The sequence below is a fragment of the Cylindrospermum sp. FACHB-282 genome (assembly GCF_014697195.1).
Taxonomy (GTDB): domain Bacteria; phylum Cyanobacteriota; class Cyanobacteriia; order Cyanobacteriales; family Nostocaceae; genus Cylindrospermum.
In genome coordinates, this window is the sequence record NZ_JACJRJ010000050.1 from 1 (window position 1) to 12285 (window position 12285).

6 protein-coding genes are annotated in these 12285 nt (G+C 44.7%); 2 read left to right on the plus strand and 4 right to left on the minus strand.

Translation table 11 applies throughout. The features are described from left to right. Positions 1–152: 152 nt before the first annotated feature. Positions 153–2144 (minus strand): phosphodiester glycosidase family protein, encoded by a 1992-nt coding sequence (locus H6G32_RS21440; protein WP_190461928.1) that lies wholly within the window; start codon positions 2142–2144, stop codon positions 153–155. A 949-nt stretch (positions 2145–3093) separates the two neighbouring features. Between H6G32_RS21440 and H6G32_RS21445 the strand changes: the two genes are divergently transcribed. Next, positions 3094–7848: a glutamate synthase-related protein gene (locus tag H6G32_RS21445; RefSeq protein WP_190461930.1), complete on the plus strand. Its 4755-nt coding sequence runs from the start codon at positions 3094–3096 to the stop codon at positions 7846–7848. 187 nt (positions 7849–8035) lie between these two features. Here H6G32_RS21445 and H6G32_RS21450 read toward each other — a convergent pair whose 3' ends face one another. Continuing rightward, positions 8036–8968 (minus strand): polysaccharide deacetylase family protein, encoded by a 933-nt coding sequence (locus H6G32_RS21450; protein WP_190461932.1) that lies wholly within the window; start codon positions 8966–8968, stop codon positions 8036–8038. A 708-nt stretch (positions 8969–9676) separates the two neighbouring features. Here H6G32_RS21450 and H6G32_RS21455 point away from each other — a divergent pair. Beyond that, positions 9677–11227 carry an ArnT family glycosyltransferase gene (locus tag H6G32_RS21455; protein ID WP_190461934.1) on the plus strand — a complete coding sequence of 517 codons (1551 nt, stop codon included), beginning with the start codon at positions 9677–9679 and terminating at the stop codon, positions 11225–11227. A gap of 133 nt (positions 11228–11360) precedes the next feature. Here H6G32_RS21455 and H6G32_RS27320 read toward each other — a convergent pair whose 3' ends face one another. Continuing rightward, positions 11361–11648, minus strand: coding sequence for a hypothetical protein (locus H6G32_RS27320; protein ID WP_309232619.1), 288 nt, complete (start codon positions 11646–11648; stop codon positions 11361–11363). Positions 11649–11652: 4 nt separating this feature from the next. Continuing rightward, on the minus strand, positions 11653–12171 hold the full coding sequence (locus tag H6G32_RS27325) for a hypothetical protein (protein WP_309232621.1): 519 nt from the start codon (positions 12169–12171) through the stop codon (positions 11653–11655). Between the last annotated feature and the right edge of the window lie 114 nt (positions 12172–12285).

Consider the following 12285-nt stretch of genomic DNA (forward strand, 5'->3'; position numbering starts at 1 on the left):
TGACCAATAACCCTTCGGGTTCGCCAGTTGCTCATGGGGAGCCACTGCGTTGGACGGGTTCCCCGGCTTAAAGCACGTGGCGTGGAAACAAGACGGTTCTGCGCACTGGCTCACCAATGATCAATGATCAATGACCAATGATCAATGATCAATTACCGTGGTTCCAAGAAAATACCAATACCGTTGTGAACACGAGCCGCAGTACTAGGAGAACGGTCGAGTAATTGTCCTCCCAAGTAAAGACTGGTAGAACTACCGCCGTCTAAATTTAGAGCATTCACACAGCCCATAGCCTGCATCAATTTGGCGTGTTCTGCCAAGGTAGGGCCATAACCGCCTGCACGATTATGGACGGCAGCAATGATCAGGGTGCCTGTGGAAGTGGTACAAATGCCGCTGCGAACTGCTTTTTCGGCAATAAAGGCATCGCTGAATTTTTCGGCTTTGGCATCCAAGACAATTTGACGATTTTGGACTAACAGTGGCCCTGCTCCCACAACGTAGGGGTAACGGCTAAAATCAGCGGGAGTAGTGGCGCTGGCGATACTGACTGCTGTGCCAATAGGTAACTGTGATGAGGTAGTGGCAGTGTTGCCGCGTAAAGTTAGAAGATAGCCATCTTGGGGAATGGGAACGGCAGTTTCACCAGCTTTACCGCCGGATAGCTGATTGGTAATTTTGTCTTTCTGGACAACTAGGAGGGTTTCGTTATCAGTTAGGGGGGTGTATGTAGCTCCCCAAACAGGAGTGTAACGGGCAATGCCGCTCTGGACGTAGCCACTGTTAAGAAAGAGAATTGGTAAGGGCTGGTGATTGGCGCTCATCAAATTTTCTGTCAAGGTGAGGCGACCAAAGTAAAATTGACCTGAGTGATTCCAGGCGATCGCACCCCGGTTGAGAATTGGCCCCGACACCCATTGACTAGCCCGACGAATTGCCCCCAAGGGAAATTTGTTATTGCGGTTAAAATAACCACCATTAATCGCCCCTGCCGCTAAGTAACGCTGTGCAGTTTGGATCAGAGGGGCAGTTCCCGCCAGAGTTTCGGGGTTCGCCCACAGGGGTTTTAGTTTTAGCCCGCCTTCACGGGGGTTAATTTCTAACCAGGTGACTGGAAAGCGTTCTGCGTCTAAATCGACTAACCGCTGACGCCAACGCAATCCCGGTGCCCAGGTAATATTTCGCTCCACCAAAGCATCGGGTCGAATATCGATCATCAGGCGATTGGGATTAGCGACAGAGCTAATTTGCAAAGACTGACCAAAGGGAACGCTCAGACGGATAATAGTTTGGTTATTCACTACCTCCACTTGTTGAATTAGTGGTTCAGAGATTGGTAATGTTGGTGGTAATTGTTTGAGCTGGTCTGGCAGTGCTGTTGGTGATGGCTCAGGTAGCTGGGGAGTATAGCGTTGAATCAAGGTAGGATCTGCTATGCCATCCAGAGTAATTTTCCACTCTCTATTGGGTGGTGCGGCGGGTTTGGGTGTCGATATATTGGGGTCGGGGGGCTTGCTAATCGGTAAACCTGGGGTAACTTGCCAAGGAGTTGGGCGATCTAAATTGACAACAACCCGATTACCTGTTCGCGTAGCGTTTCCTACAGCAGGTTGTTTTCCCTCAAGCACATCTGTGACTTTCCCTTGCTTGGTGGAAATCACCAAGGTATTGCCATTAGCTTGCAGCTGCCATCCTGCTGTTTGGGCCAAATTAGTAATATCTAGATAGCGATATCCTCCTAGCAGCTTGGTGTTGAGCGCAAGGGGTGCTGTAACTGACGAAAACCACTGCACTGGTTGTTTGGCAGGATTGCTGCTATTTAAGAAATCTACCCCCATCAATTGCCTAAGCACCCCATCACTGAGATAAGTTGTTACCTTACCAGCAGTTCCTGAGGGCCGCAACCAAGCCCCTGGCAAGGTGCGACCATTGAGAGAAATTTGATTACCAGAAGGTGCAGGTGACTGGGAAGTGGCGCCGGGTCTTGGTTTGGCGTTTGTTGGGGACTGTTGAGCGCTAGTAGGGTGGGTAGCAGTTAAGCAAAGTGCGATCGCCACAATTGGCAACACAGTCACCTGAAAAAATCTGCTATTGCTAATCAGGGCAAACTTACTGAGGTATCCTCGTCGGCAACAATTTGGCATTTTTACGATCATTTATGAAATACTTTTGCAAATTATCACCCTAGGTGCAGCCTAACCAATTATTTGAAACTCTTAAAAAATCATCACCTTGCTTTTAACTAAATGTGATATTGTATATATTGGATTGTTATCTCTTGTAGAAACCAGGCAGCAATTTTACCTTGGGAAAAACCTGTCCAAAATTGGCGGTTCCAACGCTAGTTGGCGGCTTATATAATCTCGTTTTCACCGAATATCTTGGTGGGTGATGTCGCCAAAAAGCACCGATTTTACGCATCTAACGAGTAGATTTTGGATCAGGAACCGCCAATGAAAGGATAAGTTTAATGAAACCCCCTAAGAGCCATAGAACTAAGCGTTATAAATGACACCATTTCCTAGCAGACTATAATAGCAATAGTCTGACTTTATCAAAGTTGGATGAAGATATTCCCTGCTCATCAATGGCTGCTGAGGTCTAGCTAGTCAGACAGGTGGCAATCGGTAAGCAGCAAAAATATAGACGACAACAGAGATATTTTAGGTAGGAATTGTCAAATGGGCATCTGGTGTACTACGCTGATTTTGTTGCTGCAACAGGATAATTGCGGTATTCAAAGCAGTCACCTGTTCAGTTTAAGTTTTGTTTCAGGTAAGCCAAGGTAGGTTCTACTTGAAAACTAGCCCTTATCTGGAAAAAGAGAATTGAGCAAATACTTAGCTTGACGATATAAATAAAAAGCTGTCCGGGCAATTAGACTGTCCGGATAAAGGTAATATTTCTAACAGTGCATCAACACATAAGAATAAGCGCGATTATTTTAACACTGGTGATACAAAATGTAAACCCGAAGTTAAAATTTTTTTTCCCTAAATTTTGGTGATTTTGTTTTTCTCCATCGCTAAAATTTAGAGATTTTTTTCAGCAGTAGCGGCAAAATCCGTAACTCAACATTTTCAGGAACAGGGTATGAAGAATAAACCAATGAATCAGGGTCAGAACATCACATTATCGGATATTCATGCCAGAGATACCTACCTAGGACAAAAGTGGTTAGTGGAGGAACGAGATGCCTGTGGTGTAGGTTTTATTGCCCATCGCCAAAATCATGCTAGCCACGAAATTGTCAACAAAGCCTTAGTAGCTTTGACCTGCTTAGAACACAGAGGGGGTTGTAGCGCTGACCAAGACTCTGGTGATGGTGCAGGAATATTAACAGCGATTCCTTGGGGGTTGTTCCAACAAGAGTCTGCCCTAGGGGGGATTGATTTTTATTCCACAAATAGCTTGGCTGTGGGGATGATATTTTTGCCACAAGATCCCCAAGCAGCCCAAAAAGCTAAAGCAATAGTTGAGCAATTAGCTGCTGAGGAAAAATTAACTGTACTGGGTTGGCGAGTAGTCCCAGTGCAGCCGGATTTGCTGGGGGTACAAGCAAGGGAAAATCAACCCCAGATAGAACAAGTTTTTCTGACTTCTGCTGATAAAAGCGGCGATGAACTGGAACGGGAACTCTATATTACCCGCAGCCGAATTATCAAAGCTGCCAAAAACATTTCTGAGGAATTTTATGTCTGCTCCTTATCGAGTCGCACAATTGTCTACAAAGGGATGGTGCGTTCTGCTGTATTGGGAGAGTTTTACAGGGATTTAAAAAATCCAGCTTACAAGAGCGGTTTTGCCGTTTATCACCGCCGCTTTAGTACCAACACTATGCCCAAGTGGCCTCTAGCCCAGCCAATGCGGCTCTTAGGTCACAATGGGGAAATCAATACCCTGTTGGGTAATATTAACTGGATGATGGCAAGAGAATCTAGCTTGAATCATCCAGTATGGGGCGATCGCATTAACGAACTCAAGCCATTGGTTCACATTGACAATAGTGACTCAGCCACCCTAGATAACGTGCTAGAGTTACTGGTGCGTTCTGGACGCAGCCCCCTAGAAGCGCTAATGATTATGGTGCCAGAGGCTTACCAAAATCAACCTTCTTTGGCTAATTATCCAGAAATTGTTGATTTTTACGAATATTACAGCGGTCTGCAAGAAGCTTGGGACGGGCCAGCACTTTTAGTATTTAGTGATGGGCAAAAAGTTGGGGCTACCCTAGATCGCAATGGCTTAAGACCAGCTCGCTATGTGATCACCAAAGATGATTACATCGTTGTCGCTTCCGAAGCAGGGGTAGTGGATTTCCCAGAAGCCGACATTCTGGAGAAAGGTAGACTCGGGCCAGGACAAATGATTGCTGTGGATTTAGCAACCAATGAAGTTCTGAAAAACTGGGAAATTAAGCAGCGCATCGCCAAGAAGCATCCCTATGGGGAATGGTTGCGACAGCATCGCCAAGAACTCAAACAATTGGTTAAAGGTGGGCAAACCGCGCCCGTAAAGTCAGTTGTCAATGGTAATGGCAATGGCAATGGTAATGGTAACTACAACCAAACTAATGGCAACGGACTGACGACTGAAAAAATCGATAGACAAGCTTTACTCCAGCAGCAAATTGCCTTTGGCTACACCACAGAAGATGTGGAAATGGTGATTCAGCCTATGGCCAGTACAGGGTCAGAGGCCACTTTCTGTATGGGGGATGATATTCCTTTAGCCGTGTTGTCAGAAAAGCCTCACCTACTGTATGACTATTTCAAACAGCGCTTTGCTCAGGTGACAAATCCAGCCATTGACCCCCTACGGGAAAAGCTAGTGATGTCTTTGAAAGTCGAACTGGGTGAGCGGGGTAACTTATTAGAACCAAAGCCTGAATCTGCCCGGAGACTGAAGTTAGAGTCTCCAGTCCTAACTGAGGCGGAGTTGTCAGCAATTACGCTGTCAGGATTGGCGAGTGCTGAGTTGTCAACTTTATTTGAAATTGCTGCTGGGCCAGAAGGATTATTTGCCGCAGTTGCATCTTTACAAGAGCAAGCGGCGGAATCGGTGCGGGCTGGGGCGAAAATTTTGATTTTGAGCGATCAGATCCCCCCAACCCCACTTGTTGAGCGAGGTAATCAGGGAATCAGCACTGAATACACCTACATTCCCCCTCTGTTAGCGGTGGGTGCTGTCCACCATCACCTGATCCGCGAAGGGTTGCGGATGAAAACATCTTTGATTGTGAACACGGCTCAGTGCTGGAGTACTCATCACTTTGCTTGTCTTCTGGGCTACGGGGCTGGTGCAATTTGTCCTTATATGGCTTTAGACACGGTGCGCGATTGGTGGTCTGATGGGAAGACGCAACAGTTTATGGCGCGGGGGAAAATTACGGCTATTACCCTAGAGCAAGCTATAGAAAATTATCGCCAAGCGGTAGATTCAGGATTACTGAAAATTCTCTCGAAGATGGGAATTTCTCGGCTCTCCAGCTATCAAGCCGCCCAAATTTTTGAAGCTATTGGCATTGGTGGAGATTTGTTAGCACTGGGATTCCAGGGTACAACTTCCCGCATCGGTGGTTTGAGTGTTAGCGAACTGGCTCAAGAAGTGCTGTCTTTCCACAGCAAGGCTTTCCCGGAACTGACAACCAAGAAGTTAGAAAACTTGGGTTTTGTGCAATATCGTCCCGGCGGTGAGTACCATAGCAACAGCCCAGAACTGGCAAAGGCGCTGCATAAGGCTGTTGATGGTAAGCAGTACGACCACTACCAAGTTTACAAACAGCACCTGAAAGGCAGACCTGTAACGGCGTTGCGTGATTTGCTGGACTTTAGGGGCGATCGCACCTCAATTCCTTTAGAAGAAGTAGAGTCAATCAGTGATATTTTCAAGCGCTTCTGCACTGGCGGTATGTCTTTAGGGGCGTTGTCAAGGGAAGCACATGAAACTTTAGCGATCGCCATGAACCGCATTGGCGGTAAATCGAACTCTGGGGAAGGTGGGGAAGATCCAGTGCGCTACAAAGTCCTGAATGATGTTGACGATTCTGGTCACTCACCCACCCTACCCCACTTAAAAGGGTTGCGGAATGGTGACACCGCTTCTAGTGCTATTAAGCAAGTCGCTTCAGGACGCTTTGGTGTGACACCTGGGTATTTAGCCAGCGCCAAACAAATTGAAATCAAAATCGCCCAAGGTGCAAAACCTGGGGAAGGCGGACAACTACCAGGTCCCAAGGTTAGCCCTTACATTGCGATGTTAAGGCGCTCTAAGCCTGGTGTCACACTGATTTCACCGCCACCGCACCATGATATCTATTCCATTGAAGACCTGGCGCAGTTGATTTTTGACCTGCATCAAATTAGCCCCAAAGCACAGGTGTCAGTAAAGCTAGTTGCAGAAATAGGTATCGGTACAATTGCCGCTGGTGTAGCTAAAGCTAACGCCGATATCATCCAGATTTCCGGTCATGATGGCGGTACGGGAGCATCACCGCTCAGTTCTATTAAACACGCCGGTTCTCCGTGGGAACTCGGTTTAAGCGAAGTCCATCGCGTGTTGATGGAAAATAGCCTGCGCGATCGCGTGATTTTGCGTGTAGATGGCGGTCTAAAAAGTGGCTGGGACGTATTGATCGCTGCCTTGATGGGCGGTGAAGAATTCGGTTTTGGCTCCATCGCCATGATTGCCGAAGGCTGTGTTATGGCGCGGATTTGCCACACAAATAACTGCCCCGTGGGTGTCGCTTCCCAGAAGGAAGAACTGCGGAAACGGTTTACAGGAATGCCAGAACATGTTGTCAACTTCTTCTACTTCATTGCTGAAGAAGTGCGAAGTCTGTTAGCGAGACTTGGCTACCGTTCCCTATCCCAAGTGATTGGCCGGGCTGATTTATTAACAGTGCGCCAAGATGTACACCTCACCAAGACCCAATCACTCAACCTCGATTGCTTAATTCAGCTACCAAATTCTCAAGCAAACCGTAGCTGGTTGGTGCATGAGGAAGTCCACAGCAACGGCCCAGTTTTGGATGACCAAATACTGGCCGATGGGGAAATTCAAGCAGCAATTCGCAACCAGTCTACTGTTAGCAAGACCTTCCCCATAGTCAACACCGATAGAACAGTCGGCGCCAGATTAGCAGGGGCGATAGCCAAGCAGTACGGTGACAGCGGCTTTGAGGGGCAAATAAACCTCAACTTCCACGGCAGTGCAGGGCAAAGTTTTGGCGCTTTCAACCTCCCTGGACTGACCCTGACCCTAGTAGGCGAAGCTAATGACTACGTAGGTAAGGGGATGCACGGTGGTGAAATCATCATTAAGCCCCCAGCAAATACCACCTACGACCCTGCACAAAATGTGATAGTTGGCAATACCTGCCTCTATGGTGCTACTGGTGGCGTGTTATTTGCCAACGGTTTAGCCGGAGAACGCTTTGCTGTGCGTAACTCTAAAGGCATAGCCGTGATTGAAGGCGCTGGAGATCATTGCTGCGAATACATGACTGGTGGGGTAATTGTCGTCCTCGGCAAAGTAGGACGCAACGTAGGCGCTGGGATGACTGGTGGACTAGCCTACTTCTTGGATGAAGATGGTTTATTACCTGAGTTAGTCAATCGGGCAATTGTCAAAACCCAACGGGTGATTACAGAAGCAGGGGCGAAACAACTCTATGAATTAATTAAAACTCATAGCGATCGCACTGGTTCACCAAAGGCGAAGATCATTCTGCAAAACTGGCAAGAATTTTTGCCCAAGTTCTGGCAGTTAGTTCCACCTTCTGAAGCTGAAAGTCCAGAAGCAAATCCTGAAGCTGGGACTGAGAAAAAACAGTTGATTAGTTATTAGTCATTAGTCATTAGTCATTAGTCAGTTAACAGTGACTAATGACTAATTAACCCAAGTTGCTAGTTAGGCGGCTGTAGTCCCTGAAATAGGTAATAGGTAATTGGGGTAGAGAAAAAACACTATTACCCATTACCTATTAGCCATTACAGCCCTAACTAAATAACTAGCAACTTACGTTGATTACCAATTACTTCTTTTTGGCGTTTACCCTGGTGCTGCTGGAGGCGATTAACTTTTGCTCTTTATCTTGCATGTCTAAAAGTTCTGGGATAGTGACAAACTTATAACCCTGCTTCCGAAACCTGCTAATGATTTCTGGTAAAGCCTGGACAGTTTGGGAACGATTACCGCCACCATCATGCATCAGCACAATACCACCAGGTTTTGCTTCTCTGAAGACGTTATTGATCAACTTTGATACACTAGGACGTGAGTAGTCTACGGAGTCAGATGACCACATAATGATGGCATACTTGCTGTTTCTAGCGTAAGCAGCTACTCCATTGTGCATCATTCCTCCGGGTGGACGAAACAGACTTGTTTTTACGCCAGTGATTTTATAAATCAAGTTAGTGGTGTTGTCAATTTCATAGGCAGCTGTTTGTGGATTCATGTAATGATACCAGTGATGCCAAGTATGGTTGGCAATGGTGTGACCATCTGTTACCACCCGCTTCACCAGGTCTGGATAATTTTTCACGTTCTGCCCAACGACAAAAAATGTCCCTTTGATATTATTTTTTTTGAGAATATCTAGCACTTGGGTGGTTGTGCCAGGCCAAGGGCCATCATCAAAGGTGAGAGCAATTATTTTCTGATCTGGAGAGAGTTTTGCCGTCGTAATCGTTGCCCCTTGAAAGCGTTTTGGCACATCGTAGGCAATGCCCTTGGCTTGGGCTTCTAGCTGCCAACTTGTGAGCATCGCTGCCTTCAATTCCTCAATACGCTGCTGAGTTCCTGCATTGGCAGCTATATCCTTCACATTTACATTCTGGTTACTTTGAGCATCAGAGACGTTTGGCTTTAAAAGCATCATCAGTCCCAAACTCAAACTACCAGTTAAGACAACTAATATAATTAATATTCCCTGGGGCCAAAAAAACGACTTATTTTTTTCCACTGCATAGCTCCTTCAAGGGTCGAACCATCATTTACGGTTCTGACGGTAGGTTATAACACATTTCTTCTAGATATTAGATACCCAGTTGGATATTGATGATTCGGCAAATTGAAATCTAGATTTACAAAAATTCCGAAATCAAGCAGATAAATTATACAGACTTACTCAAATTTTTAGATTGCCTGGCTAGGGATAGCCACTGTTCATATAATATTTTTTACTACTTACTGCTATCTGTAATCAATAGCAATCAAGGTTAATTCAGCGCACCTCAGAAAATTTAACAATTCTCTTATAGAAGCAGATTATCTGCTCAACCGTTGTTTCTATACTCCGTAGTTGCCTACTGGTTTTGTGCCTTTGTCAACAAGGTGAGCTAGTGAATTATTTGATCATCATGGATAACTGCTCGGCAGGGGCAGAGTATTTAGCCAAAAAGCAGCTAATGAATTGTTAGGTGTATTGCTAATAGTTTTTATTTTACTGCTGACACCCATTGTTTCCTTTTTAAGAAAAAGTTAAATTTTTAACTAGCTGATACTCTCTTTTGTCTTCTCTAAAAATAGATAGACGAAAATCAACTCAATATAGTTTCTCATTTCCCAGGGGCATTTAGTCGTTAAACTGGATACTCTTTACCGAATATCCGTGGTTTTAACCCGGAGTGTCAAAGGAAACAATTAACTCATTGTTTGGGGTAGTTCACATATGCGTCCATTCAAAGAAAAAGAATGGCTATTGAGCTTGCTTGTAGGATCTCTGGTTCTGTGGCTGATCTTTTTGGGAAATTCCCCCCTGCGAGACTGGGATGAAGGTACTGTAGCCCTGGTTGCCCGTGATATTTGGCGATCGCCAGTCGCGGAAATGGCTTGGCTTTACCCTACCTTGTCCGGTGAAGCATATCATAATAAGCCACCCCTGATACACTTGCTGATTGCTCTTTCTTACTCCCTTGGAGGGGTTAATGAGTGGACAACACGCTTACCTAGCGCTGTATTAACCGCCTTGGGTGTGCCTTTGCTTTTCTTGGTGGGGCGTTTAGTTTTTACCGAAACTTTACCAGCTTTATTTGCTGCTTTAGTTTACTTGACAATGTTGCCTGTGGTGCGACATGGAAGATTGGCGATGCTAGATGGCGTAAGTGTTACTTTTTTTTTGATGTTGTTATTTTGTCTTGTAAAAGCACGTCATCACCAAAGGTGGGCTTTGGGTGTGGGCATTTGTCTAGGGCTAATTACTCTCACTAAGGGGATGATAGTTTTGTTGCTGGGGGCGATCGCATTTTTATTTCTCCTGGCAGATGGACAATTAGCTTTGTTGAAAAGTTCCTATTTATGGGCAGGAATGTTTTTTGGCAATGCTTTACCCCTTGCTTGGTATATAGCCCAATGGCAACATTATGGGGGGAATTTTTTACAAGTCAATTTTCAAGTCCAAACCTTTAACCGTCTTGTGCAATCTGTTGAAGGTCATAGTGGGCCTCCTTGGTACTATTTAATTGAGTTACTCAAATATGCTTTTCCCTGGCTGTTATTTTTGCCGGGAGGGTTTTATCTAGCTTGGAAAAAACGCCATACTACCTGGGGTTGTCTAGTTCTTATCGGCATGATTGTTTACTTAGGGACTATCTCTTTGATGAAAACGAAGCTGCCGTGGTATGTAATGCCTGTGTATCCATTTTTAGCTTTGGCAATGGGGGCAAAACTGAGTGAAGTTTGGCAGCAACGACATTTTAGGGGGCGAACTTGGGTGGTATTTTTGGCAGCGATCGCGATCGCTAGTTTAGGCGGTTGTGTTTACTTTGTCATTTCTGAATCTCAGCCTGTCTTAATTGCTCTGAGTATTGTTTTGGCAATCAGTATGGGTATTGCCGCATGGTTGGTTAAAAAGGGCGATCGCCAATTTATTCCCGTTTTATTCTCTGGAATGTATTTAGTTTTAGCACTTTTGATGAGTTCTCAGTCCTGGATTTGGGAGTTAAATGAAGCCTTCCCCGTCAAACCAGTTGCCGCCTTAATTCAGGCAAATATCTCACCTAGAACCAAAATTTATACCTCTTTTGGTTATAGCCGTCCTAGTTTAGATTTTTACTGCGATTGCCAAGTTATTTCTGCAACTACTGAAGTTTTACAACAAATGTGGGCAAACAAATCTTATTTGTTGTTAGATCATGCCACTTTACAAAAAATAAATTTACCTAATAGTAAAGCTCTAGGCATAGCTGAAGGTTTTACCCTAATTTCACCATCAATTAAATAGAAAAACATAAATACATATAAGTGTGTAAATAAATCTGAATTAGTCGAAAACCCTGTTGCCTTGTGCTTAATCCCAAGGACAAATATTTACACCCACCTACTCAATTAACTATTTTTTTCCTTTGATTAAGCCGCTATGCTACCCAAAGATTTTGGGCAAATCGCACAGAAAAGCTTGCTAGTAACAGGGCAAAGAAAACCATAGCTGCATATCCCCAACGAGGATAATGAGATAACAGTATACCCAAGGCTACGCTGAATGAAACAACACCGTAAGTGATCCGGTTCAGTGACCAAGTTCCTCCAGAAGCAAAAATTAATCCCAAAGAGCAGAAGCCATAAATTACGGTGATGGGGGTAAGGTGAGCGCGTAAGTGCCATAACAAATAACCACCACCCAAAACTGTGACTGTGTTAATCAAAGGATCACCCCCTAGTAGCCACAAAAATAAAATTAACGCATAAAAACCATACTCTACTTTGACAGAAGTAAATAACTGTGCCGAATAAAGACATTGGGAACCAAGCCAAGACAGCGATTGTCCAACGTGCCGCGTTCTTGCCATAACGCTCATGTATCCAAGAAAACAATACAATTAGCGCTCCAAAAAATGTCAAATTATTTACTAATATCCCTGCCAGTTTAAAAGGTAAGCCAAGGCTCATTAGTCCCCTGATAAACAGGGGAAATAAGGGAAAAAAGGCAACAGAATATTGTTTTTTGATAACTGAATACTCATAACCATGAGTTGCTATTTTTTCGTAGAAATCACTATCGAAAGCGTAGAATACATCCCAACTAACAGTTGCGGCAACACCAGTAGATGGTGTGGCGAGTAAAGGCGCAATTAACAACATAGAAATGCCGATAACCATTCGACTGAAGCACCATATTGCTAGAACAAATAATAAATTATTGCTAATTATATTTTTAGCTTGATTCATCTTAATAATGTACTCTAAGTGACTGGCACGCCAACAATTATCATCGCTTTAATCTATCAAGCTATTTAATTACAAGGTTATATAGCAATCCTATTTGATTCCTGTTGGCGTAGC

Bases quoted from the DNA above. Each gene is read 5' to 3' on its own strand.
- H6G32_RS21440 (WP_190461928.1), bottom strand. From the start codon at position 2,144: ATGCCAAATTGTTGCCGACGAGGATACCTCAGTAAGTTTGCCCTGATT.
- H6G32_RS21445 (WP_190461930.1), top strand. From the start codon at position 3,094: ATGAAGAATAAACCAATGAATCAGGGTCAGAACATCACATTATCGGAT.
- H6G32_RS21455 (WP_190461934.1), top strand. From the start codon at position 9,677: ATGCGTCCATTCAAAGAAAAAGAATGGCTATTGAGCTTGCTTGTAGGA.
- H6G32_RS27325 (WP_309232621.1), bottom strand. From the start codon at position 12,171: ATGAATCAAGCTAAAAATATAATTAGCAATAATTTATTATTTGTTCTA.